Source organism: Streptomyces sp. 147326, from assembly GCF_045000215.1.
Lineage (GTDB): Bacteria > Actinomycetota > Actinomycetes > Streptomycetales > Streptomycetaceae > Streptomyces.
This window is the reverse complement of the sequence record NZ_CP134201.1, coordinates 2553614-2577632: the sequence shown is the minus strand read 5'-3', so window position 1 is coordinate 2577632 and position 24019 is coordinate 2553614. Positions and strand designations below refer to the sequence as shown.

Sequence of the window (24019 nt, the reverse complement as noted above, 5' to 3'; positions counted from 1 at the left end):
CTGCGGGCCCACCGCGGCGATGGGCCCGGCTGAGTTCCTTCTCAGTGGGGGATGCGGCGGGGCGGGCGTGTGACGAGGTCCTCGCGGAATTCCGCGATCCGGGAATGCACCTGGCGCATCAGGTGGGTGTCCTCGATGCGGTCCAGATAGAGGCAGCGCGCGGCCAGGCCCGGCAGGTCGAACGCGAAGCACAGCGACATCAGCGGGTTCACGAAGAGCTCGCTGCCCTGGGTGCGGGTGGTGAACTGCACGTCGCCGAAGGAACCCCGGACGGCCGCGGCGATCGAGCCGTTGACGATGCTGGGGTGGTCCGGCGTGTGGTCCTGGGCATGGGCCACCGCGTCCAGGAAGAGCGCGCCCTCGCGGGTGGCGCGCGGCACGGAGAACGCGCCGAGGTACGCTCCCGCGCGCTCCAGTGCCGCGATGTTCTCCAGCACCAGGGCGTGGCTGACCCCGTGGTACGCGTCCACGCCGAAGCCGACCGACACCACGAGCCGCTCCGGTACGTCGTCCAGCGCGGCCAGCGCCGCCACGCTGGTCAGGTCCTCCTCGGGGGTGCCGAGGCCCGCTTCGTCGCCCCGCATCAGGATGTCCGTGCCGCCGTCGACCAGGACGATCGCGTCGATGCGGTGGAGGTCCACCAGCTCGCGGTAGGCGGCGCGCAGCGGCTGCACGCCGGTCTGCGGGAAGGCGTACACGCGCGCCGGGTAGCCGTGCAGCCGGAGCCACTGGGCCAGCGTCCGCTCGGGGAAGTACGTCTGGTGGGGCGCGGAGTCGGGCGTGATGACGGCGAGGTCGGGGGCGGCCCATTCCTCGACGGGCAGTCCGGCGAGGGAGCTGAAGGAGAGGTTCGCCAGATGGACCTCCTTGCCCTGGTGCAGGAGGGAGAGGGCGATGGGCAGGCCGGCGTAGATGTCGAAGCCGCCGCCCGCGCCGGCGACCAGGATCCGTTCGGCGTCGGCGAGGCGGGCGAAAAGCGGGTTGGTGTGCAGGGCCGTCATGGCGATCATTGTGCGGGGTGCGGTGAAGCGGTGCCCCGGCTTTTCGCGGCGGCGCGATGCCGACGGCACGGGGGAACGGGGAAGCGGGGAGCCATGTGGAGCGGTGACGAGCTGGACCTGGACGCGTATCTGGCGCGGATCGGATATCAGGAGAATGCGGGGGAGAGCCGGGAACTCCAGCCGGACCTCGCCACGTTGTACGCAGTGCACCGGGCCCACACCGCGGCCATCCCCTTCGAGAGCCTGGACGTCCTGCTCGGCCGCCCCGTCGCGCTGGACGTCAAGTCGATCGAGGACAAGCTCGTGCACGCCCGCCGCGGCGGTTACTGCTACGAGCAGAATTCGCTGCTGGCCGCTGCCCTGGAGCGGATCGGCTTCGAGGTCTCCGGGCGCGGTGCCCGCAACCGCACCCGCGGGGACTCCCTGCTGGCCGTGACGCACGCCGTCCTCGTCGTCACGGTCGAGGGCGAACCGTGGCTGTGCGACGTGGGGTTCGGCCACCAGGGCCCTCGCGAGCCGGTTCCGCTGGGGCGCCCCGGCACGGCCGTCGAGCAGGGGGAGTGGACGTACCGCGTCCGCGAGGAGGAGGACGGCGTCCTCGTGTTGTGCCTCCTGCGCGGTGGGACCTGGCGGGACCTGTACGCCTTCTCCCCGCAGCGTTACCACCCCGTCGACTACGTCCTGCTCAGCCACTACAGCTCCACCCACCCCCACTCCTCCTTCGTGGGGCGGCTCGTCGTCCACTACCCGGGCGATTCCGTCCGCCGGGCGCTCGTCGGGCGGGAGCTCACCCTGCTGCATCCCGACGGGCGGGCCGAGCGGCGGGCCGTCGGACCGGACGAGCTGATCGCCGTGCTCGACCGGGAGTTCGGGCTTCGCCTGACCGAGCGGGATGCGGCGGAACTGGTGCGGATCCACCGCGCCGGGGACTGACCCGGGCCGCGCCTGGCCCGTACGATGGCGCAGTGCTGGTCAAGTGGATTCGCTGCACGGTGACGGACCGACGCGGGTTCGAGCGCGGGCAGCGAAAATGGGCGGGGCTGCCGGGCGAGCCGGGTTTCCGGGGGCAGGGCGGCGGCTGGAGCCGGGGCCGGCAGGGGGTCGCGCATGTCTTCGCGTTCTGGGAGAGCCGGTCTTTCTACGACTCCTTCATGGCCCGCTCGCACGACCGGCTGGCCGCCGCGCAGAACGGCACCTACACCGATCTGCGGGCCACCCTCTTCGATCACCGCTTCGACGTGAAGACCGGCTTCGAGCCGCGCTTCACCGACGCCGACGTGGTGCGGGTCGCGCACACCCGCGTCCGGGAGGGCCGGGTCGACCACTTCGCGCTGATGCAGGAGAAGGTGTGGAATCCGGCGATGGCGGGCTCGCCCGGCATGATCCGCGGTCTCTTCGGGGAGGCCCCGGGCCGGGAGTTCCTGGTGCTGTCGATGTGGCACGCGGCCGCCGAGCACGGCAAGTACCGGCAGGAGCGGGTCGAGCGGCTCTCCCTGCGCGCCCAGATCCAGGCCGATGTCGAGGCCCTCACCGGTGACGTCGTCGACCTCGAACCGTCCTGGACGGTATGACCGTACGACTGTCGCCAGGCCGTTCGGCGTGCCCGGTGCACCGGTCGGCCGATGGCCGAATAGGGTCGTGGGATGGCTCGACCACGGCGCATCGTCCTTGTCCGGCACGGGGAATCGGAGGGGAACGCCGACGACTCGGTGTACGAACGCGAGCCCGACCACGCCCTGCGGCTGACCCGCAACGGGCGCGAGCAGGCTGCGGCGGCCGGGGTACGGCTGCGCGAGCTCTTCGGCGAGGAGACCATCAGCGCGTACGTCTCCCCCTACCGTCGGACCCTGCAGACCTTCCGTGAGCTCCGGCTGGACCCGGCGCGGGTCCGGATGCGCGAGGAGCCGAGGCTGCGCGAGCAGGACTGGGGGAACTGGCAGGACCGGAACGACGTACGGCTGCAGAAGGCGTACCGGGACGCGTACGGACACTTCTTCTACCGGTTCGCGCAGGGCGAGTCCGGGGCCGACGTGTACGACCGGGTCGGCTCCTTCCTGGAAAGCCTCTACCGCAGCTTCGAGGCCCCGGACCACCCCGAGAACGTCCTGCTGGTGACGCACGGGCTGACGATGCGGCTGTTCTGCATGCGCTGGTTCCACTGGTCGGTCGCCGAATTCGAGGCCCTGTCCAATCCCGGCAACGGCGAATTCCGGGTGCTCCTGCGGGGCCCGGACGGCCGGTACCGGATGGACCGCCCGTTTGAGCGGTGGACCACACCCGAGCCTTATGACCTGGACGGCTAGAGTGAACCGCGATGACGCCTGACTCCACTCCCGAACGGCGCTACGCGCGCGCCATGTCCAGCCTCCGCGGGCTGGCACTGGGCGACGCCCTGGGCTCCCAGTACTTCGTCCCCGTGAACTACCCGCTGCTCAAGCGGCGCGAACTGCCCGCCGGCACCGAGACGTGGCAGTGGACCGACGACACCGAGATGGCCTGCTCTGTGGTGGCCGTGCTGGCCGGGCACGGACGGATAGACCAGGACGCGCTCGCGCTTTCCTTCGCCCACCACCACGATTTCGACCGGGGCTACGGGCCCGCGGTCAACCGGATGCTGCGGCTGGTGCGGGAGGGCGAGGACTGGCGCACCCTGGCCGCGGAGCTGTTCAACGGGCAGGGTTCGTGGGGCAACGGCGCCGCCATGCGGATCGCTCCGCTGGGCGCCTGGTACGCCGACGACCCGGAGCAGGCCACCCACCAGGCGGAGATCTCCGCGTACACCACCCACCAGCACCGTGAGGCGGTGTGCGGGGCGATGGCCGTCGCCGCGGCGGCCGCGCTGGCCGCCGCTCCGGACGGTCCGCCGAAGGCCTCCGACCTGCTGGACGGAGTCATCGCGCTGGTGCCGCGCAGCGCCGTGGGCGCCGGGCTGCGGCGGGCGCGGGACATGCTGGACTACGGCGACGCGACCACGGTCGCGGCCGTTCTGGGCTGCGGGCGGCGCACGAGCGCCCACGACACCGTGCCGTTCGCCCTGTGGTCCGCGGCGCGTGCGCTGGACGACTACGAGCGGGCGTTCTGGACCACCGCGCAGGTGGGCGGCGACGTCGACACGACCTGTGCGATCGTCGGCGGGGTGCTGGGGGCGCGCGGGGACGCGGTGCTGCCCGCCGCGTGGCTGGCGCGTACCGAGGCCTTGCCGGCCTGGCTGCCGGAGGCGGCGGCGCGCTGACGGATCCCCGCTCCGGGCGTCCGGAGCGGGGTGAAATGAGTCCTTCCGATTGTCACGGTCCTGCCACAGGGATCTTTTGATCCTGTTCAAAACCACCTGCCACCGGCCTACTCTGTCCGCTGCGCCGCCCCCACGGAACGATGGGGCGGCCGACAGGGGAGGGAACCCGATGCCAGAGAACACCGGCGGGGCCGAAGAAGCCCGGTCCAAGGGCCCGAAGGAACCGAAGGAACCAGTCAACGCAGGAGCCACGGCCGGGGATTCGCCCGCGAGTCCGGCTCCGGCGGCACCGGTCGCTCCGGCGGCACCGGTCGCCCCGGCAGCAACAGCGGCCCCCGCTGCACCGGCCGCAAGCGCACCCACCGGCCCGGCCGCCCCGCCAGCGGCGGGGCCCGCCGACGCCGCCGCGTGGCAGGCCTGGCAGGCGCACCAGCACCAGCAGCGCCAATGGCCCGGCGCACACGCGTCGTCCGCGACACCCTCGTGGGTCACGAGCGTGCGCCCCGCCGAGGCGGCCCCCATCGCGACCGCCACTCTCCTCGCCGCCCTCGCCACCGGCCTCGCCGCCGCACTGCTCCTCGGCGACGGCATGGGCCCCGGCCTCCTGCTCGCGGTGCTGCCCGCCGTCCTCGCCGCGTACGTCGCCGCCCGCACGGCCCGGCGTACGGCCCGGCCCTGGACCGTGGTCTGGGCGATCGGCTGCCTCGCCCTCCTCGCCGTACCCGCCCTGCGCGACTCCGCCTGGCCGTCCACGCTCGCGATCCTGTCCGCCGTCCTGCTCGGCGCGCTGGCCCTTCACGGCAGCCGCACCTGGCCGGGTGTCCTGCTCAGCCCGCTCGGCTTCTTCGATTCCGCCGTGTCAGGGCTCGCCTGGGCCCTGGTCGGACTGCGGTCGCGCGGCGGGGTCAGCAAGGACCGCTGGCTGCCCATCGTCAAGGCGACCGCCGTCGCGGTGGCCCTCCTGGTGGTCTTCGGCGCGCTGTTCGCCTCCGCCGACGCCGCCTTCGCCGACCTCCTGGGCGGCCTGATGCCCGAGGTGTCGACGGAGAACGGGCCCATCCGGTTCCTGCTCTTCCTCCTCGGGACGCTCATCGCGCTCGCCGCCGCCCGCACCGCCGCGGCCCCGCTGCGCTGGGACCGGATCAAGGTGGCCCCGGGCAAGCCGCGCTCCCGGGTCGAATGGGCCCTTCCGCTCGTCGTGCTCAACCTGCTCTTCGCCGCCTTCAACGCCGTCCAGCTGGCCGTCCTGTTCGGCGGCTACGACAAGGTTCTGGAGAGCACCGACCTGAGCTACGCCGAGTACGCCCGCCAGGGCTTCTGGCAGCTGCTCTGGGCCACCCTGTTCACCCTCGTCGTGATCGCGCTCGCCCTGCGCTGGGCCCCGCGCTCCGGAGCGGGCGACCGCCGCCTCGTCCGCATCGTCCTCGGCGTGCTGTGCGCGCTGACCCTCGTCGTCGTCGCCGCCGCGCTGCGCCGGATGGACCTCTACGTGGACGCGTACGGGCTGACCAGGCTGCGTGTGTCGGTGGCCGCCATGGAGCTGTGGCTCGGGCTGGTCATCGTACTGATCATGGCGGCCGGGGTGTTCGGCGCACGCTGGCTGCCGCGTGCGGTCGCGGGCAGTGCCGCGGCCGCCGTCCTGGCCTTCGGCCTGCTGTCCCCGGACGGGATGGTCGCCGAGCGGAACGTCACCCGCTTCGAGGTCGACAAGAAGATCGACCTGGCCTACTTCCAGTCCCTGTCGGCCGACGCCGCGCCCGCCCTGGACCGGCTGCCCGAGCCCCAGAGGTCCTGCGCCCTGCGCGGGATCAACGACGAGATGTCCAGGGCAGGGGACGTCCCCTGGCACGCCATGAGCCTGGGCGAGTACCGGGCCCGGCAGATCCTGCGCGAGCGCCCGGTGACGGCCTCGTACGAGGTCTGCTCGCGCCTGGGCACCTTCGGAAGCCGCCAGGAGTCCTAGGGGACGCGGCGCGGGGGAAGTCCGTACGAGAGCCCGGGCGCGGGGACCGTTCCCCGCGCCCGGGCTCCCGTACGGCAGGAGTTCAGGCGGCCGGGCCGCCCTGCGCGGCCGCTCCGGCCAGGGCGTCGAGGTCGCTCTTGCGCACCCGGATCACCAGCAGGGCGGTGGCCAGGGCCAGGCCCGCCATCGCCACGGCGGCGAAGAACGCGGTGGAGATGCCCTGGGCGAGGACGAGGTCCCCCCAGGGGTCGGGCAGCTGCCGGGTCTCCTTGAAGGCGGCCAGCTGGTCGGGATTCGCCTGCGCCATGAAGGCCGGGACCTGCTTCGCGGCCTCGTCGCGGCTGGCCGTGCCGAAGACGGTGACCAGGATGGACAGGCCCAGCGAGCCGCCCACCTGCTGGCTGGCGTTGAGCAGTCCGGAAGCCGCGCCGGCCTCCTTGGGTGCCACCCCGGAGACGGCGGTGAGGGTGAGGGTCACGAAGTTGAGGCCCATGCCGAAGCCGAAGAGCAGCATCGGGCCGAGCACTCCGGAGACGTACGAGCTGTCGGTGCGGAGGAAGGTCAGCCAGGCCAGGCCGGTCCCGGTGAGCGCGGACCCGATGACCATGAAGGGTTTGGGGCCGAAGCGCGGCAGGAACCGCTGCGAGAGGCCGGCGGCGGTGACGATGGCGACGGTCACGGGCAGGAAGCCGAGCCCGGACTGGATCGGGGAGAAGCCCAGCACGTTCTGCACGAACTGGACGATGAAGAAGAACATGCCGAACATCGCCGCCGCGAGGCCGAGCATGATCACGTAGGTGCCGGTGCGGTTGCGGTCGGCGAACATGCGCAGCGGGATGATCGGCTCGCGGGCCCGTGACTCGATGATGACGAAGAGCGCGAGCAGGACGAGGGCCGTGGCGAAGGAGCCGATGGTGAGCGAGTCGCGCCAGCCGTCCTCGGACGCGCGGATGAACCCGTAGACGAGCGAGGCCATGCCGCCGGTTGAGGTGAGGGCTCCGGCGATGTCGAAGCGGCCGGGGTGGCGCTCGGACTCGGTGATGTAGAGGGGGGTGAGGACCGCGATCAGCACGCCGATCGGGACGTTGACGAAGAGCACCCAGCGCCAGTCGAGCCACTCGGTCAGCATGCCGCCGGCCAGCAGGCCGATCGCGCCGCCGCCCGCGGAGACGGCGGCGAACACCCCGAACGCCCGGTTCCGTTCGGGGCCTTCGGGGAAGGTCGTGGTGATCAGGGCGAGTGAGGTCGGGGAGGCGATCGCGCCGCCCACCCCTTGCAGGGCGCGGGCCGCGAGCAGTTGCCAGGGCTCCTGGGCGAATCCGCCGAGGAGGGAGGCCAGGGTGAACAGCAGGATTCCGGACAGGAATACGCGGCGCCGGCCCAGGATGTCTCCGGCCCGGCCGCCGAGCAGCAGCAGGCCGCCGAAGGTGAGGGTGTAGGCGCTGAGCACCCAGGATAGGTCGGTGGTGCTGAAGCTGAGCGCGTCCTGGATGTGCGGGAGCGCGATGTTCACGATCGTCGCGTCGAGGACGACCATGAGCTGGCACGCGGCGATGACCGCGAGCGCCACTCCGGGACGCCCCTCGCGGCGGGCTGCCCCCGGTATCCGGGGTGTGGCGAGTTGAGAGCTTGTCACTGAGGATCCCCCCAAAGTGAAATAGTGAACGTATTCGTTCACTACGGGGCTACGGTAGGAGCCGAGCCTTAGGGAACGCAAGCGTTCTCTAAGGCTGAAAACGCGTACGTCGGGCACGGGGCCGGCCGGGAGGTGGAGATGGTGGCGGGTTCGCGCTGGTCGGTGGCGTCGCCGGGGCGCAGACGGGGTCCCGAACTCGAACGGGCGATTCTGGACGCCGCGTTGGAGCAGCTGAGCACGGTGGGCTGGAACGCGCTCACCATGGAGGGCGTCGCGGCCGGCGCGCATACCGGCAAGGCCTCCCTCTATCGGCGCTGGCCGTCGAAGGCTGAGCTCGTGGCCGATGCGCTGCGGACCGGTCTGCCGCAGATAGGAGAGATTCCCGACGGCGGGTCGATCCGTGAGGACCTCCACCTGCTGTGCGTGCGCACGCGGGACGTCATGCATTCCTGCGCCGGACAGGCGCTGCGGTCGGTGCTTCACGAATGCGATCACAAGCATGCCGACCGGTTCCGCGGGGTCATCTGGTCGGGCCTGCACGAGCCGGCCCAGCGGCTGATCAGGGAGCTTGTCCTGCGGGGAATCGCTCGGGGTGACGTACGGCCGGACGCAACGGGTCCGTTTGTTGTGGATGTGATTCCGGCGATGCTGATGTACCGCGCCAAGGTGTGCGGTAGCGAATGGGGGGACGCGGAGATCGCGGAGCTGATCGACGAGGTGATGGTGCCGTTGCTCAGGGCGTGAGACGCGGCGGGCGCGGCGCGGGGCGCGCGGAGCGGGATCCGTGCCGGATCGGGCGGGGTCGGACCCGGGCGGGGGTGTGCAGTCGGCTCGGGGCGGCGTAACCTTGCTGGCGCCATGCCGTACGAAGCACCCACCCACACCGTCGAACGCTCCCTCCGTGCAACCACCGGCGCCAAGGTCATCGCCGGGGTCGACGAAGTCGGACGAGGGGCCTGGGCCGGTCCCGTCACCGTGTGCGCGGCGATCACCGGCCTGCGCCGGCCGCCCGCCGGGCTGACCGATTCCAAACTGCTCACCGCCAAGCGGCGCGATGCCATGCTCGACGTCCTTGAGGGCTGGGTCACCGCGTACGCCCTCGGGCACGCCTCGCCCGAGGAGATCGACGAGCTCGGCATGACGGCCGCCCTGAGACTGGCGGCAGAGCGCGCCCTGGCGGCCCTGCCGGTGCGGCCCGACGCGGTGATTCTCGACGGCAAGCACGACTACCTCGGCGAACCCTGGCGGGTCCGAACGGTGATCAAGGGCGACCAGTCCTGCATCGCCGTCGCCGCGGCCTCGGTCATCGCGAAGGTCACGCGCGACCGGATGATGGCCGAGCTGGGTGAACAGGGCGGCGGAATCGAGGACTTCGCCTTCGCCGCCAACGCCGGATACCCCTCGCCCGTGCACCGGGCGGCGCTGGAGGAGCTGGGGCCCACCCCCTACCACCGGCTCTCGTGGTCGTACCTCGACGGGCTGCCCCGGTGGCGCCACCTGAAGAAGGTGCGCCGCAGCGAGGAATCGATGGAGCTGGAAAACGGAGGCCAACTCGGCTTCGATTTCTGATCGCACCCATGTGCCACCGGCCGGTACGTTTCGTACCGGTGTTTGATAGACATCAACTCATGCCTCTCACCCCCGCCATCGAGGAGCCTCAGATTCACGAGAGTGCCCAGGGTCCCCGCGTCACGCCGGCCGCGAGCCGCACCGCGCAGACCCCCCGCCCTGTACCTGGTCCGCGTCCCGCCGCCGTACCGCGGCCCGGACGCCCCGGTCCCTCCCCCGTAGCGGCAAGCCGCACGGGTGGTGCCCCCCGGCCCGCAGCGCCCGCGCAGCGTGCGCCGCAGGCCGCCTCCGGACCCGTTCCCGCAGCGCCCGCCGCTGCTCCCACCGCACCGTCCGTCTCCGCGGCGGTGCCGCAGATCCAGCTGATCCCGGCTTCCGTCGAGGGTGCGCTGGACGCGGCCGAAGAGGCCGTCGACCTGCTGCTCGACACCGGGCGCGCGCCCGGCGACATCCTGGTGCTCACCACCGGCGACCCGCACCCGTGGGCCGCGCACGAGCTGTCCTTCGGCGAGGCCGCGTACTGGGCCCTGCACGACGCCGGGGACGACGTCTTCTACGCGGACGCGGCGCAGGTCCAGCGTGCCGCAGGCCGTCCGGTCGTGGTCTTCGCGGTCAACGGCGGAGCGGTCGAGAGCGTTGCCGGCGCCCTGCCGGTCGCGCTCACCCGGGCCGGTGCGCTGCTGATCGTGTGCGGTGACGCGCAGCAGATCAACTCCGTGCTGGGTGCGGGCGTCTGACGCCCTGTACCCCGGCACGGGCGAGGGGCGGGGCGGGCTTTGAGCCGGCCCCGCTGAAGCCCGGGCCGAGGTCCGGGGCGCAGCCCGAGCCGCAGCCGATGTGAGGCCCGAGCCGAAGTCCGGGCTGCAATCCGAGGCCTGATCCGCCGTACGCCCGGTTCCGGGTGTACGGCCGTGAGGCCTGCCCGCGGACGCCCGGTTCCCGTAGGCCGGTACGTCGTTCGCCCGTCGCCCGTCACGCGTCGCGCGTACGTCCGCCCGGGGGAGCACCCGTGCGGCCAGGCCCGCCGTACGAGGGTTAGCGCGCGGCGGTCCGGCGCAGGGCCTCGACCGCGCCGCCGCCGGTGTGCAGGGCGAGCGGAGCGAACTCGGCCACCGTGTCGCCGAGCCGCTGGGGCCGCGAGTCCGAGCTGGGCTGACGGCCGCCACGGCCCTCACCCAGCACCTGCCAGCCGCCGCGGGTCAGCGTGATGTACGCGCCGCAGCGCAGCCCGTGCAGGGTGCAGGCGTCCCGCAGCCCCCACATCCACGCCCCGTCCTCCTCGGTCCACCGCTCGTCGCCCTCGCGGCAGTAGAGCAGGACCGCCGTGCGCACCGGGGTCCGCCGCCGCAGGTCGTGCGGGAGGACCCGGCGCAGCCGGGACAGCAGGGCGTTGCGGTACTCCCAGCCGTCCGCCGAGGCCGACCGCTGCACGAAGGAGGCGCTCGCCACGAGCCGCTCCTCCGGGCCGAGGACGGCGATCACCGCGGTCGACGGCACCGGGCTGTGTCGGGAGTGCAGGCCGCTGACGACCTCGCGGGGGTTGCGGAGGAGAGGAATGCCCGCCGCCGTCCATGCGGCCGGTTCCAGCAGCCTGCCGTGCCGGCTGGCGGCGCCGGTGGCCGTTGTCAGGGACGAGGTCGAAGGCGGCGCGAATCCGAAGGTCACGGTCCTCCCTTCGGGTACACGCCCGCGGACGGGCACGGCTGGAGTCAGGGCGCGCCGCGGCGCGGCCCAGGAGAGTGCCGAGGAGCCGAGCGGGAGCACTCCAATTCTCGCGTGGCTTCTGAGCGTGCGGCAACGAGCAATTGACGCCGCCGACCGGAATTCGCCGGTATGCCGTTCATATCCTTGCCCCGCCGCGCCGAGGATGACGCATTCGGCTACCCCTGGAGTGCCAGCACCAGCGGGAACACCTCCTTTGCGCCTGCCCGCCGAAGCAGTCGGGCGGCCACCGCGAGGGTCCACCCGCTCTCCGAGCGGTCGTCCACGAGGAGCACCGGGCCCGCCGCCTGCGCCAGCGCCTCGGCCAGCTCCGGGGACACGGTCAGGGCCTGGTGGAGCACCCGCACCCGCTGGGCGCTGTTCGAGGCCGCCGCTCCGAACTCCGGAGCCTGATCGGTGTAGGCGACCGTGCCGAGCAGGGGCATCCGGCCGACCTCCGCGATCCGCGCGGCCAGCGAACCGACCAGCCGGGGGCGGCTGCGCGAGGGCAGGGCGACCACACCCACCGGCCGGGCCGGGGCGTCCGGCGCCCCCGAGGCCCAGCCGCCGGGGCCCCGCGCCCAGTCGGCGAGCACCGCGACCACGGCCTGGGCGACGTCGTCCGGGATCGGCTGGTCCGGAGCTTGCGGGGCGAGCATGGGCCGCAGCCGGTTGCCCCAGCCGATGTCGGACAGCCGGCCCAGCGCCCGGCCCGTCGAGGCCTGCTCCCCGGCGGGGATGCGGCCCTTGAGGTCGACGCCGACCGCCGGGAGCCCGGTCGGCCACATCTTGCGCGGCTCCAGCTCCACCCCCGGGCGGCCGAGCTCGCCGCGGGCGCTGTCCAGCGCGGTGGTGGAGACCTCGGCGGTGAACCGGGCCCCGGCGCAGTTGTCGCAGCGGCCGCAGGGCGCGGCCTCCTCGTCGTCGAGCTGGCGGCGCAGGAACTCCATCCGACACTCGGTGGACGCCGCGTAGTCGCGCATGGCCTGCTGCTCGGCGGCCCGCTGCCGGGCCACCCAGGCGTAGCGCTCGGCGTCGTAGGCCCACGGCTCGCCCGTCGAAGTCCAGCCGCCCTTGACGCGGTGCACGGCGCCGTCGACGTCGAGGACCTTGAGCATGGTCTCCAGCCGGGTGCGACGCAGGTCCACCAGCGGTTCCAGGGCGGGCAGCGACAGCGGCCGGCCGGCCTGGGCCAGGACGTCCAGCGTGCGGCGCACCTGCTCCTCCGGGGGGAAGGCCACGGAGGCGAAGTACTGCCAGATCGCCTCGTCCTCGCGGCCGGGGAGCAACAGCACCTCCGCGTGCTCCACACCACGGCCGGCGCGGCCGACCTGCTGGTAGTAGGCGATGGGGGAGGAGGGCGAGCCGAGGTGCACCACGAAGCCCAGGTCCGGCTTGTCGAAGCCCATGCCGAGGGCGGAGGTGGCCACCAGCGCCTTGACCCGGTTCGCCTGGAGGTCGTCCTCGGCCTGCTGGCGGTCGGCGTTCTCCGTCTTGCCGGTGTACGAGGACACTGTGTGCCCGCGGTGGCGCAGGTACGCGGTGACCTCCTCGGCCGCGGCCACGGTCAGCGTGTAGATGATCCCGGAGCCGGGCAGATCGCCGAGCCGGTCGGCGAGCCAGGCCAGCCGGTGCGCCGCGTCGGGCAGGGTCAGCACGGCCAGGCTCAGGCTCTCGCGGTCCAGCGGGCCGCGCAGCACCAGGGCGTCCGTGCCGGCTCCGGTGCCCAGCTGTTCGGCGACGTCGGCGGTCACGCGGGCGTTGGCCGTGGCGGTCGTGGCGAGCACCGGGACGCCGGGCGGCAGGTCGGCCAGCATGGTGCGCAGCCGGCGGTAGTCGGGGCGGAAGTCGTGCCCCCAGTCGGAGATGCAGTGCGCCTCGTCCACCACGAGCAGACCCGTCGCGGCGGAGAGCTTGGGGAGGACCTGGTCGCGGAAGTCGGGGTTGTTCAGCCGCTCCGGGCTCACCAGCAGGACGTCGACCTCGCCGGCGGCGACCTCGGCCTGGATGCCCTCCCATTCCTCGGGGTTGGCGGAATTGATGGTGCGGGCGCGGATCCCGGCCCGGGCAGCGGCTTCGACCTGATTGCGCATCAGCGCGAGGAGCGGGGAGACGATCACGGTGGGGCCGGCGCCGCTCGCCCGCAGCAGCGAGGTGGCGACGAAGTACACCGCGGACTTGCCCCAGCCCGTGCGCTGGACCACCAGCGCACGTCGCTTGTGCGCGACGAGGGCCTCGATCGCACGCCACTGGTCCTCGCGCAGCCGGGCGGTGCCCGTGGGGTCACCCACGAGACGGGCGAGTACGGAGTCGGCCGAGGACCTCAGGTCTGCGTTCATGCCCCCATGCAACCCGATGCCTGTGACATCGCGCCAATGCCGCTCTGAACCTGTGGAAATTGAAGCGTCAACAGTTATCCACAGGGCTCGCGGGATCGGATCATGCACGGGACCTTCGTGCCATGACGAACAACCACGAATCACGCAGCCAGTCCGACCGGCCCTCCATCAGCCCGGCCGGAGCCGCCACCGGCCTCCAGATCACCTTGCGCAGCCCGGCCGAACTGGCCGACGCGCTGCCCTACATGCTCGGCTTCCACCCGAGCGACTCCCTCGTCCTGGTCGCCGTGCACGGCGAGGGCGGACGCTTCGGCGGCCGGCTCCGGGTCGGCATTCCCACCGAGCCCGCGGAATGGGAGGACACCGCCCGGCAGGTCGCCGACTGCCTGATCCGGGGCAGCGAACGCCGCGGCGGCAAGCCCGACGGCATCGTCGTGTACCTCTGCCAGGAGCCGCGAGGGGAGGAGAACGGCCAGCGGGTGATGACCCGGCTGCGGCCGTTCGCCCAGCGGATCCGGCTGGCCTGCGGAGCGCTGGACGTGCCGGTCCTGGAGGCCCTGTGCCTCTCCGAGGGCCGATTCTGGTCCTACGTCTGCCCCGACGAGCGGTGCTGCCCTGCCGAGGGCACCCGGCTGGCCGCGGTCGGCACCTCGGTGATGGCCGCGACGGCCACCTTCGCCGGGCTTCAGGTCCGGGGCTCCCTCAAGGAGATCGAGGGCCGGCTCGCACCACTGCGCGGAGCCGTGGCAGACGAGGCGGAACGGGCCCTGGACCGCGCGGCCGCGGCCCTGATGCCGAGGATCCTCGACGGGGCCACCCGGGAGGAGGTCGGGGCCGAGACCATCTCGCTCGCGCAGGCCCTGATGCGGCGCATGACCCTGGCCCCGCCGGTAGAGGGCGGCTCCCACGCCGACGACTGGGACGACGCCCTGCTGGGTCACGACGAGGCCGCCTCGCTGATCCTGGGCCTCCAGGACCGCGAGATCCGGGACATCGCGGCGGAGTGGATGGAAGACGAGGAGGCTGCCCCGGCCCTGCGGCTGTGGCGGGCCCTCGCCCGGCGCTGTGTCGGGGCCTACGGCGAGCACGCCGCGGCCCCGCTCACCCTCGCGGACTGGGTCTCGTGGTCCACCGGGGACGAGCCGACCGCCCGGATCGCCTTCGGCCTGGCCCTGCGGGCGGACGCCGAGTACCGCTTCGCCCAGCTGCTCCACCACGCGTGCAACGAGGGGATCGACCCCGAGGGGCTGCGGGAGTGCCTGCGGGAGGAGCGCCGCCGCCGCGAGCCGCGGCGGGGGCGCTCCTCGGCCGGTACCCGTCCTCCCGGGCGGCGGGGCCGGACGGCGCCCCGCCGCGGGTCCCGCCGCACCGCGGGGAGCGAGCAGTGAGGGCGCGCCCGCCCTGGCGCCGTGGTCCGGTGCGGCTGCTCCGGAGCGCCCTGTGCCGGACCCTGCGGCGCAGGCTCCGCCCCGCGTATGCGCGGCCGGGGCCCGTGACCCGCGCACGGCCGGGGCTCGTGACCCGGACGGGACCGGCGCTCGTGACCCGGGCGGGTCAGGAGACCGTGACCCGGGCGGGGGTGGGGGCGTTCAGATGTGGGGTGGTGGGGGCCCGGCCACGCCGCCGCCCAGCTGAACCGACCGGAGCGCAGACAAGGCGACACATGTCTCACCCCGCACCTCCCCGCCCATCCGGCGTGCCCGCCGCCCGCAGGTCCGAACTGCCGCCCGTGCACGGCGCCGTCATCTGCGTAGCCGCGCCCTGTCTGGTCATCTCGCCGGAGCACGGCCAGCTGACCGGGCGGGGAATCGACGGGATCTACCGGGCAGGTCGCAGGCTGCTGTCCCGTTGCATGCTGCGCGTCGGCGGCCGGGAACCGGTCGCCGTCCAAGGACGCAGCCTCGGCTCCGACAGGGCCGCCTTCACCGCGACCGTGCGCACCGGTGCCGAGCCCGGCCCCGACCCGGACATCGGTGTGGAACGGGTCAGGCACGCGGACGGCACCGAGCGGATCACCCTGCGCAGCTTCTCGGCCCGGCCGCTGCGCCTGCCCGTGGAGGTCCTGCTCGGGACCGACCTGGCGGAGCTGGCCGCCGTGGCCGCCGGCCGGGCCGGGCCGGAGCTGCCCGCCGGGGTGCATGCCGCCGGGCTGCGCTGGAGCACCGCCCAGGCGCAGACGGTCACCGCCGCAGAGCCGCCGCCGGACGATGCGCTGGCTTCGGCGGGGCTGCTGCGCTGGCAGCTCGAACTCGGCCCCGGCGAATCCCGCACCATCGAGCTGCGGACCACCCAGGACCGGGTCGTGCGGGCCTCCGCCGGGCAGGTGGCGAACCCACTGGCCGACGCCCGGGCCGAAGGGGACGATCCGAGGGTCGAGGCGTGGTTCCGCAGCAGCGTCGAGGACCTGGGCGCGCTGCTCCTGAGGGATCCCGAGGCACCGGGCGACGCCTTCGTGGCCGCCGGGGCGCCCTGGAGGCTGGGCCTGGCCCCGGCCGAGTCGTTGTGGGCCGCGCGGATGGCGCTGCCCCTCGGGACCGGTCTCGCCGCTGCCACCCTGCGCATCCTGGCCCGGACCCAGACCGACGGGAGCGGCCACGACGCCGGGAAGATCCCGGGGCCGCTGCGCGGAGCGGGCCCGCAGCTGCCGCCGGGGTGCACCGGCACGGAGGCGACCCTGGCCTTCCCGGCGGTGCTCGCCGAAGCCCGGCTCTGGGGCATGCCGGAAGAGGAGGTGGCCCGGCTGCTCCCGGCCGCCGAGCGGTGCCTCGACTGGCTGCGCGGCGCTCTGGGGGAGGACGGCCTCCTGGCCGATCCCGACCCGGGCCCGCGGCGCTGCGAGACCCAGGCCCACGCCCACCGGGCCGCCGTGCTCGGCGCGGACCTCCTCGCCGGATGCGGGCGGCCCGGAGCCGAGGAGTGGCGGGAGCGGGCCGCCGCGCTGCGGGAGCGGTTCCGGGCCGGGTTCTGGATCGACGGTCCGGACGGCGGGCGGCCCGCTTCGGCCCTGCATCCCGACGGGCGGCCGCTTCCCAGGCTGACGGGTGCCGCCGCCCACCTGCTCGACACCGGACTGATCGGTGGCGGCCGCACAGCCCCCGGGCTCCTTGACCGCGCGCGCTCGGAGCAGCTGGCCCGGCTGCTCGGAGCCCCTGCCATGGATTCCGGATGGGGGCTGCGAAGCATGGCGACCAGGGAGCCGGGGCACAACCCGTTCGGCCACCGCTCGGGCGCGGTCCGGGCGTACGAGAGCGCCGTGGCGGTGGCGGGCCTGGCCCAGGCGGGCTTCGAGAAGGAGGCCGCGGGTCTGCTGAGGGGCCTGCTGGACGCGGCCGAGGCCTTCGGGTACCGGCTGCCGGAGATGTTCGCGGCCGAGCAGCGCACCGCCGGCAGCGCGCCCGTCCCGCACCCGGCGGCCTGCCGCCCGGCCGCCGTGGCCGCGGCGGCCGGGGTCCACGCACTGACCGCCCTCGCCGGGATCCGCCCCGATGCCCCCTCGGGCACGGTCGCCCTCGCCCCGCTCTCCGGCGCCCCCCTCGGCGCGCTCCGGCTCGCGGGCCTGCGGGTGTCGGGGGAGCCCTTCGCCGTCCGGATCAGCCGGCTCGGCCTCGGCATGGTGGAGGAGGCCGCCGATGCGCTCCAACTGGGTGGCTAATGCCGTGGCCGGTCGTACCGGGCTGTCTGCCGGGCCGGCGGCCCCCCGGTTCCGGAACAGTGTCTTCAAGGTCACCAAAGAGCTGTTTATCGTCAGGCAGACGACTATGATCGCGGCATGTCGCCCTACGACCCGTCGGCCTTTCCGCCCTTTGCCGTCACCGTCGACCTGGTCGTGCTCACCGTGCGGCGCCACGCGCTCTGCGCGCTGGTCGTCCGACGGGGTGAGCAGCCGTTCCAGGGGCGCTGGGCGCTGCCCGGCGGATTCGTCCGCGGGGACGAGGACCTGGCCGGTGCCGCCGCGCGGGAGCTCTCCGAGGAGACCGGCCTGTGCGCCCACGATCCCGCCCTGCCCGGCGCGGGCAACGGGGCGCACCTCGAACAGCTGGCCACCTACGGCGATCCGAAGCGGGATCCGCGCATGCGCGTCGTCAGCGTGGCGCACCTGGTGCTGGCTCCGGACCTGCCGGCGCCGCGGGCCGGGGGTGACGCCAACAGCGCGCGCTGGGCCCCCGTGGACGAGCTGCTGGCCGCCCCGGACGAGGCCGCGACCGCGCTCGCCTTCGACCACGCCCGGATCCTCGCCGACGGTGTGGAGCGGGCCCGCTCGAAGATCGAGTACTCCTCGCTGGCCACCGCCTTCTGCCCGCCCGAGTTCACCGTCGGCGAGCTGCGCCGGGTCTACGAGGCCGTCTGGGGCGTGGCCCTCGACCCGCGCAACTTCCACCGCAAGGTCACCGGGACCCCCGGATTCCTGGTGCCGGCCGGAGGGACGACGACCCGTCAGGGCGGGCGTCCGGCCCAGCTGTTCCGCGCGGGAGGGGCCACCCTGCTCAACCCGCCGATGCTGCGCCCGGAAGTCTGACGCCGCGCCACAAGGGCCGGCCGGGGTGCGACCGGCGGCGCGGGGGCCGGGCCCGGCGGGCGCGCCGACTCTGACGGCAATACCGGCATCCCATCGGACCGGTTGCGCAGAAAATCGGACATATCGCGCTATCTTGCTTGCGGTACTCACCCTGCCGCAGAGCGGTCTCACCCCCCGCGAGAGAAGCGATGCTCCAGGCCATCGGACTCACCAGCAAACACCGAACCGACGCCCCGCCCCTCGTGGACGACCTCACCTTCGAGGCCCGCCCGGGGCACGTGACCGCCCTGCTCGGCGAGCCGGGATCGGGCAAGACGACCGCACTGCGGCTCATGCTCGAACTCGAACCGGGCCGCGGCGTCACCTACTTCCGCGGCCGTCCACTGCACCGGCTCCCGTACCCCGGCCGTGAGGTCGGCGTGGTGCTCGGGGACCTCCCCGGCAACCCCTCGCGGACCGTCCGCAACCAGCTGCGGATGCTCTGCGCCGCCGCCGGGGTGCCGGCGTCCCGGGCCGACACCATGCTGGAGGTCGTCGGCATCGCCGGCCTCCGGGACCAGCGGCTCGGCTCGCTCTCGCTCGGCATGGAGCGCCGGGTCGCACTGGCCTCGGCGCTGCTCGCCGATCCGTGCACCCTGCTCCTGGACGAGCCCAGCGCCGGACTCTCCCCCCGCGAGCGCGGCTGGCTGCACGGGCTGCTGCGCGGCCACGCCTCCCTCGGCGGGGTCGTGCTCTTCACCACCGACGACGCGAAGGAGGCCGCGCGCAGCGCCGACCGGGTCGTCAGCATCGAGGCGGGCCGACTCGTCGCCGACCAGGACGCGGCCGATTTCGCCCGCACCCGGCTGCGGCCGCGGGTCGCCGTGCGCACCCCGCACGCCGCCCGGCTGGCCGACGTACTGGGCCGGGAGGCCCGGGCCGCCCAGCGCTCGTTGGAGATCGTCGAGGAGAGCGGCAGCCGTCTGTCGGTGTACGGCAGCAACTGCGCCGAGGTCGGGGAGGCGGCGTTCCGGCACGGCGTGCTGGTCCACCAGCTCGCCGACGAGACGGGTGACGCCGGTTCGCCGACGGCGCCCGTCCCGCACGCCCGCGCCTCCGGGCCCGCGAGCCCGTCGGAGCCCGCAGAGGCCCGTGCCGAGGACTCCGGTCGCCGGCCGCGGCACGCCCGCTCCGGCCGGCCGGCCTCGGCCGTGCGCCGCGTGGGCGGGCCGCTGCGGCCACTGCGCTACGAGTTGCTGCGGGTCTTCGGCACCGCCACGCCCGTCCTCACCGCCGCCTTCGTCGTCGCCGTCTCCGTCCTCACCGCTCTGGTCCTGGCCCGAGCCGGTCAGACCCCGCAGAACCGGCTGCTCGCCGCCTGGCCCGAGCTGCTGCCGCTGCCGCCCGCCGCCGTGGGCGCGGGACTGCTCGGCGCGCTGGCCTTCGGCGAGGAGTATCGCTACCCCGCGCTCGCCGCCGACCGCGGCACCGTGCCCCGCCGGATGGGGCTGCTCATCGCCAAGCTCGGCGTCTGCGCCGCCCTCGCCCTGCTGCTGGGCGCCCTCGCCGTGGCGGCCGACGCCGCCGCCCTCGCGCTCGTCTTCGACAGCGGCCCGCTGCGCACCCCGGGGGAGTGGCTGTCCCCGGCGGTGAGTTGGGCCGGGCTGCTGGTCGGCTGCGCCTGGGCCGGCGTACTGGCCTCCGGCGTCTTCCGGTCGGCCACCGCCGGGCTGGCCGCGGTGCTCGCCGTACCGGTGATGGTGGTGCCGCTGGTGCGCAAGGCCCTGGAGGGCCCGTCCGCGTACCCGGTTACCGGGCTCGGGCCCCGGCTGCGGGGCCTGACCTGGGTGCAGTGGCCGCCGGAGGCGGACCGCCTGCTCGTGGGAGCCCTGCGGGTGATGGCCCAACCCGTCGGGACCGCACTGGTGTTGTCGCTGATGGTCCTGTTGTGCGCCTATGGGTTCACCGGACTGCGCAGCCGGGTCCGTTGGTGATCGTTCCGGTGCCGGAGAAGGCACGGACGGGACCGTTGCCGTCCGTGTCGCGTCAAGCAGACCGCAACTTCCCGCAAAAGGCCCGGTTCTTTACGATAAGTCGTCAATTGCGTAGGTGGCACCGATCACCCTTTCGTGTGCTTTTCACCAAAGACCTCAAGGCTCATGGAGGCACGGCCGACAAAGGATTCGTGAGTACCCTTGCGCACACCATGATGACCGCCGCCCGCCACGCCGACTCCGGCCTCGCCGGCCCGGGCGGACTCGACCGCTACCCCTACCCGGAGACCCCCGGGTCCGACCGCGTCGGAGCGCCCCACTGGGACGGCGCCGACGTCGAGTTGAGCCGGGTCGGCCGCCGCGCGGCAGGCAGCCGCGGCCGCGGACTGCACGGCCAACTCGTCCAGCAGCTCGGCCAGATGATCGTCTCCGGTGACCTCGGAGCGGACCGTCCCCTGGTCCCCGAGGAGATCGGCCAGCGCTTCGAGGTCTCCCGTACGGTCGTCCGCGAATCGCTGCGGGTCCTGGAGGCCAAGGGCCTCGTCAGCGCCCGCCCCAACGTCGGCACCCGGGTCCGCCCGGTCGCCGACTGGAACCTGCTCGACCCCGACATCATCGAGTGGCGCGCCTTCGGGCCACAGCGCGACGACCAGCGCCGCGAGCTGGGCGAGCTCCGCTGGACCATCGAACCGCTCGCCGCCCGCCTCGCCGCCGGCCACGGCCGGCCGGACATCCAGCAGCGCCTCGCCGACATGGTCGAGATCATGGGCCACGCCCTCGGGCAGGGTGACTCGATCACCTTCGCGCGCGCGGACAACGAGTTCCACGCGCTCCTCATCCAGGTCGCAGGCAACCGCATGCTGGAGCACCTCTCCAGCATCGTCTCCGCCGCCCTCCAGGTCTCCGGCAGCCCGATCACCGCCTGCGACCGGCCGAGCGAGACCTGCGTGGCCCACCACGCACGGATGGTCGAGGCCCTCGCCGCGGGTGACGCGACCGGCGCCGAGAACGCCATGCGTCAGCTCCTGACGGTTCATCCGGAGGTAGAGCGCGTGGTCCCCGCCCCGCGCGAGCACTGAGGGGCGGACGCGCGGGGGCGTGGGGGTTACAGGACGTGTCGCCGGGCCCGGTCGGGTCCGGCGACACCGGCGTGAGGCCCTCCGTCACGGGCGTCCGGCCACTGCCGGACCGCCGGTGCGACCGCCGGACCGGCGTCCGTGCGCACGGGGTGTGACTCGGGCCACGAAGATTGGGCGTAACACTCTGCGAGGTCACGCGATGACCTAAGAGGTGATGGCCGACGGAGGGAAGACAGCAGCCCTTGGGGGTGCTGTGCAGCTCCCCGGCCCCTGCCCGCGCCGCCGGCCCAACCCCGGTCGGTGGTCGTCGGCTCCGGTCCAGCACCACCAGGCCCGGCGTCGGAAGCCGTTCCCATCGTTCCGAGAGGTTGTTCGTGTCGGCCAGCACATCCCGTACGCTCCCGCCGGAGATCGCCGATTCCGAGTCTGTGATGGCGCTCATCGAGCGGGGCAAGGCCGAGGGGCAGATCGCCGGCGATGACGTGCGTCGGGCCTTCGAGGCTGACCAGATTCCTGCGACCCAGTGGAAGAATGTTCTGCGCAGCCTCAACCAGATCCTCGAGGAAGAGGGTGTGACGCTGATGGTCAGTGCCGCGGAGTCGCCCAAGCGCACCACCCGCAAGAGCGTCGCAGCGAAGAGCCCGGCCAAGCGGACGGCCACCGAGCCCGTCAGGAAGACGGCGGCCAGGACGACGGCAGCGCAGCCCGCAGCCACCGCGCCCGCCGCGGCCCCGGCAGCCGAAACGGCGGACCCGGAGACCGCGGACGCCCTCGCGGAGGAGCCCGGTACCGAGCCGGCCGCCAAGAAGACGGCGGCCAAGAAGACCGCCGCCAAGAAGGCCGCGCCCGCCAAGAAGACCGCCGCCAAGAAGACGGCGGCGAAGAAGACCGCCGCCAAGAAGGACGCCGACGAGGCAGGCGAGGACGAGACCTCCGACGAGGGCCCCGACGCCGCCAAGGCCGAGGCCGACGAAGAGGAGGAGGGCGGCGAGAACAAGGGCTTCGTCATCTCCGACGACGAGGACGACGCCCCCGCCCAGCAGGTCGTGGTCGCCGGCGCCACCGCCGACCCGGTCAAGGACTACCTCAAGCAGATCGGCAAGGTCCCCCTCCTCAACGCCGAGCAGGAGGTGGAGCTCGCCAAGCGCATCGAGGCCGGGCTGTTCGCCGAGGACAAGCTGGCGAACTCCGACAAGCTGGCGCCCAAGCTCAAGCGCGAGCTGGAGATCATCGCCGAGGACGGCCGCCGCGCCAAGAACCACCTGCTGGAGGCCAACCTCCGCCTCGTGGTCTCCCTCGCCAAGCGCTACACCGGCCGCGGCATGCTCTTCCTGGACCTGATCCAGGAGGGCAACCTGGGTCTCATCCGCGCGGTCGAGAAGTTCGACTACACCAAGGGCTACAAGTTCTCGACCTACGCCACGTGGTGGATCCGGCAGGCGATCACGCGCGCCATGGCCGACCAGGCCCGCACCATCCGCATCCCGGTGCACATGGTCGAGGTCATCAACAAGCTCGCCCGCGTGCAGCGCCAGATGCTCCAGGACCTGGGCCGCGAGCCCACCCCGGAGGAGCTGGCCAAGGAACTCGACATGACCCCGGAGAAGGTCATCGAGGTCCAGAAGTACGGCCGCGAGCCGATCTCCCTGCACACGCCGCTCGGCGAGGACGGCGACAGCGAGTTCGGTGACCTCATCGAGGACTCCGAAGCCGTGGTCCCGGCCGACGCCGTGAGCTTCACGCTCCTGCAGGAGCAGCTGCACTCGGTGCTCGACACCCTGAGCGAGCGCGAGGCCGGCGTGGTCTCGATGCGCTTCGGCCTCACGGACGGCCAGCCCAAGACCCTCGACGAGATCGGCAAGGTCTACGGGGTCACGCGTGAGCGGATCCGCCAGATCGAGTCGAAGACGATGTCGAAGCTGCGGCACCCGTCCCGCTCCCAGGTGCTCCGCGACTACCTGGACTGACCGGGCACGGCCACGGCCGGCGGGCGGCAGCGACGGTGGCCGCGCGGGTGCGCTCGGCCACCGGGCATCCCACTCTGGGTGGAGTCATGCACACTCGGAGTCAGGAGGCCTCATGCGTCGTCCCTTTGCCCGTGCTCTGGCGGGCGCGCTGACCCTGGCGGCGGGAGCGGCCGCGGCGCCGCTCGCCCAGATGCCGCAGGCGGCCGCGGACAGCGTGGTGATCGGCGGCAAGCCGGTCAAGGTGGCCGACAGCCCCTGGGTCGTGGCCCTGGCCAGCCGTGACCGGTTCGGGGGTACGCGGGGCGGGCAGTTCTGCGGGGGAGTCGTCGTCGCCCCGACCCGGGTGCTGACCGCGGCGCACTGCCTGGGCAGCCAGGTGCTGGGCGGCCCGGTCGAATCCGTGCCCGACTTCCGGGTGATCATCGGGCGTACGGAGCTCCAGGCGAGCGACGGCCGGGAGATCCCGGTGCGCGGGGCCCGGGTGAACCCGGCCTACGACCCGCAGAGCAACGCGGGGGACCTCGCCGTCCTGGAACTGGCCGAGGCCGTGCCGGCCCACCACGTCCTCCCCATGGCGGAGACGGGGCATCCCGCCTACGGGGCGGGGACCGAGGCGGCCGTCTACGGCTGGGGCGACACGAGCGGCTTCGGTGACTACGCGTACGCGCTCCGCGCCGCGCGGGTGACGGTGCTGGAGGACGAGGTGTGCGGGCGTGCCTACCCGGGGGACGCGGAGGGGCAGTACCGCGCTGAGTACATGGTGTGCGCGGGGGACGGCGGGGGCGGCAGGGATGCCTGCCAGGGCGACAGCGGCGGACCGCTGGTGGCCCAGGGGCGGCTCATCGGGCTCGTCTCGTGGGGCCGTGGCTGCGGGCGCGCCGACAGCCCGGGGGTATACACGCGCATCGCCCCGTTGGCCGACTTCGTGACGGCCCCGGAGACGGGCGCGCAGCCCGCCGGGGTCCAGGACGGCGCGTGGGAGGCCCGCAGGCGCTCCCTGCCGGGTGCAGGGCCCGCACAGGGGCATCGCACGCGCTAGGGAC

The 24019-nt window shown here is 73.5% G+C and carries 19 protein-coding genes; 15 read left to right on the top strand and 4 right to left on the bottom strand.

The genetic code is table 11. The features are described 5' to 3' along the window. Nucleotides 1–41 precede the first annotated feature (41 nt). Nucleotides 42–1001, bottom strand: a complete 960-nt coding sequence (locus RIU97_RS11175) for a DUF1152 domain-containing protein (RefSeq protein WP_404955754.1) — start codon at nt 999–1001, stop codon at nt 42–44. Nucleotides 1002–1094: 93 nt separating this feature from the next. Here RIU97_RS11175 and RIU97_RS11170 point away from each other — a divergent pair, with 93 nt between their 5' ends. The 5 genes from RIU97_RS11170 to RIU97_RS11150 all read left to right on the top strand — a co-directional run bounded on the left by RIU97_RS11170 (nt 1095) and on the right by RIU97_RS11150 (nt 6196). Continuing rightward, on the top strand, nt 1095–1934 hold the full coding sequence (locus RIU97_RS11170; protein WP_404955752.1) for an arylamine N-acetyltransferase: 840 nt from the start codon (nt 1095–1097) through the stop codon (nt 1932–1934). A gap of 32 nt (nt 1935–1966) precedes the next feature. Continuing rightward, nucleotides 1967–2572, top strand: coding sequence for a YdbC family protein (locus tag RIU97_RS11165; protein WP_404955750.1), 606 nt, complete (start codon nt 1967–1969; stop codon nt 2570–2572). Nucleotides 2573–2644: 72 nt separating this feature from the next. Next, the gene (locus RIU97_RS11160; RefSeq protein ID WP_327416804.1) at nt 2645–3304 is read left to right on the top strand and encodes a histidine phosphatase family protein; all 660 of its coding nucleotides are present in this window, start codon (nt 2645–2647) and stop codon (nt 3302–3304) included. 11 nt (nt 3305–3315) lie between these two features. Then, nucleotides 3316–4233, top strand: coding sequence for an ADP-ribosylglycohydrolase family protein (locus tag RIU97_RS11155; RefSeq protein ID WP_404955748.1), 918 nt, complete (start codon nt 3316–3318; stop codon nt 4231–4233). 496 nt (nt 4234–4729) lie between these two features. After that, the gene (locus RIU97_RS11150) at nt 4730–6196 is read left to right on the top strand and encodes a DUF4153 domain-containing protein (RefSeq protein ID WP_404955746.1); all 1467 of its coding nucleotides are present in this window, start codon (nt 4730–4732) and stop codon (nt 6194–6196) included. Nucleotides 6197–6278: 82 nt separating this feature from the next. Here RIU97_RS11150 and RIU97_RS11145 read toward each other — a convergent pair whose 3' ends face one another. Then, complete coding sequence (locus RIU97_RS11145) at nt 6279–7832, bottom strand: MFS transporter (protein WP_404955744.1); 1554 nt, start codon at nt 7830–7832, stop codon at nt 6279–6281. Between the two features lie 141 nt (nt 7833–7973). Between RIU97_RS11145 and RIU97_RS11140 the strand changes: the two genes are divergently transcribed. From RIU97_RS11140 to RIU97_RS11130, 3 genes are all read left to right on the top strand, one after another. Further along, complete coding sequence (locus tag RIU97_RS11140) at nt 7974–8576, top strand: TetR/AcrR family transcriptional regulator (RefSeq protein WP_404962809.1); 603 nt, start codon at nt 7974–7976, stop codon at nt 8574–8576. A 114-nt stretch (nt 8577–8690) separates the two neighbouring features. Next, nucleotides 8691–9401, top strand: coding sequence for a ribonuclease HII (locus RIU97_RS11135; protein ID WP_404955742.1), 711 nt, complete (start codon nt 8691–8693; stop codon nt 9399–9401). A 59-nt stretch (nt 9402–9460) separates the two neighbouring features. Beyond that, nucleotides 9461–10138, top strand: coding sequence for a hypothetical protein (locus RIU97_RS11130; protein ID WP_361761104.1), 678 nt, complete (start codon nt 9461–9463; stop codon nt 10136–10138). Between the two features lie 298 nt (nt 10139–10436). Here RIU97_RS11130 and RIU97_RS11125 read toward each other — a convergent pair whose 3' ends face one another. Together RIU97_RS11125 and RIU97_RS11120 are read right to left on the bottom strand one after the other, a co-directional pair. Then, entirely contained in the window at nt 10437–11066 is a 630-nt protein-coding gene (locus RIU97_RS11125) for a hypothetical protein (protein ID WP_404955739.1), read from the bottom strand. A 215-nt stretch (nt 11067–11281) separates the two neighbouring features. Continuing rightward, on the bottom strand, nt 11282–13441 hold the full coding sequence (locus RIU97_RS11120; RefSeq protein WP_404955736.1) for a RecQ family ATP-dependent DNA helicase: 2160 nt from the start codon (nt 13439–13441) through the stop codon (nt 11282–11284). 122 nt (nt 13442–13563) lie between these two features. Between RIU97_RS11120 and RIU97_RS11115 the strand changes: the two genes are divergently transcribed. From RIU97_RS11115 to RIU97_RS11085, 7 genes are all read left to right on the top strand, one after another. Then, a complete protein-coding gene (locus RIU97_RS11115) occupies nt 13564–14829 on the top strand; it encodes a DUF4192 domain-containing protein (RefSeq protein ID WP_404955734.1) in 1266 nt (421 codons plus the stop codon). A gap of 275 nt (nt 14830–15104) precedes the next feature. Continuing rightward, complete coding sequence (locus RIU97_RS11110) at nt 15105–17093, top strand: glycogen debranching N-terminal domain-containing protein (RefSeq protein WP_404955732.1); 1989 nt, start codon at nt 15105–15107, stop codon at nt 17091–17093. A gap of 117 nt (nt 17094–17210) precedes the next feature. Further along, complete coding sequence (locus RIU97_RS11105) at nt 17211–17957, top strand: NUDIX domain-containing protein (RefSeq protein WP_327416817.1); 747 nt, start codon at nt 17211–17213, stop codon at nt 17955–17957. 188 nt (nt 17958–18145) lie between these two features. Next, the gene (locus RIU97_RS11100; protein ID WP_404955730.1) at nt 18146–19930 is read left to right on the top strand and encodes an ATP-binding cassette domain-containing protein; all 1785 of its coding nucleotides are present in this window, start codon (nt 18146–18148) and stop codon (nt 19928–19930) included. A gap of 137 nt (nt 19931–20067) precedes the next feature. Further along, nucleotides 20068–21009 (top strand): FadR/GntR family transcriptional regulator, encoded by a 942-nt coding sequence (locus RIU97_RS11095; RefSeq protein ID WP_404955728.1) that lies wholly within the window; start codon nt 20068–20070, stop codon nt 21007–21009. 374 nt (nt 21010–21383) lie between these two features. After that, nucleotides 21384–22976 (top strand): RNA polymerase sigma factor, encoded by a 1593-nt coding sequence (locus RIU97_RS11090; protein ID WP_404955726.1) that lies wholly within the window; start codon nt 21384–21386, stop codon nt 22974–22976. Nucleotides 22977–23088: 112 nt separating this feature from the next. Further along, nucleotides 23089–24015 carry a S1 family peptidase gene (locus tag RIU97_RS11085; protein WP_404955724.1) on the top strand — a complete coding sequence of 309 codons (927 nt, stop codon included), beginning with the start codon at nt 23089–23091 and terminating at the stop codon, nt 24013–24015. Nucleotides 24016–24019 lie beyond the last annotated feature (4 nt).

Coding starts and splice junctions, on each gene's coding strand:
- RIU97_RS11175 (WP_404955754.1), bottom strand. CDS start 1,001: ATGACGGCCCTGCACACCAACCCGCTTTTCGCCCGCCTCGCCGACGCC.
- RIU97_RS11170 (WP_404955752.1), top strand. CDS start 1,095: ATGTGGAGCGGTGACGAGCTGGACCTGGACGCGTATCTGGCGCGGATC.
- RIU97_RS11160 (WP_327416804.1), top strand. CDS start 2,645: ATGGCTCGACCACGGCGCATCGTCCTTGTCCGGCACGGGGAATCGGAG.
- RIU97_RS11155 (WP_404955748.1), top strand. CDS start 3,316: ATGACGCCTGACTCCACTCCCGAACGGCGCTACGCGCGCGCCATGTCC.
- RIU97_RS11135 (WP_404955742.1), top strand. CDS start 8,691: ATGCCGTACGAAGCACCCACCCACACCGTCGAACGCTCCCTCCGTGCA.
- RIU97_RS11130 (WP_361761104.1), top strand. CDS start 9,461: ATGCCTCTCACCCCCGCCATCGAGGAGCCTCAGATTCACGAGAGTGCC.
- RIU97_RS11120 (WP_404955736.1), bottom strand. CDS start 13,441: ATGAACGCAGACCTGAGGTCCTCGGCCGACTCCGTACTCGCCCGTCTC.
- RIU97_RS11115 (WP_404955734.1), top strand. CDS start 13,564: ATGACGAACAACCACGAATCACGCAGCCAGTCCGACCGGCCCTCCATC.
- RIU97_RS11110 (WP_404955732.1), top strand. CDS start 15,105: ATGTCTCACCCCGCACCTCCCCGCCCATCCGGCGTGCCCGCCGCCCGC.
- RIU97_RS11105 (WP_327416817.1), top strand. CDS start 17,211: ATGTCGCCCTACGACCCGTCGGCCTTTCCGCCCTTTGCCGTCACCGTC.
- RIU97_RS11100 (WP_404955730.1), top strand. CDS start 18,146: ATGCTCCAGGCCATCGGACTCACCAGCAAACACCGAACCGACGCCCCG.
- RIU97_RS11085 (WP_404955724.1), top strand. CDS start 23,089: ATGCGTCGTCCCTTTGCCCGTGCTCTGGCGGGCGCGCTGACCCTGGCG.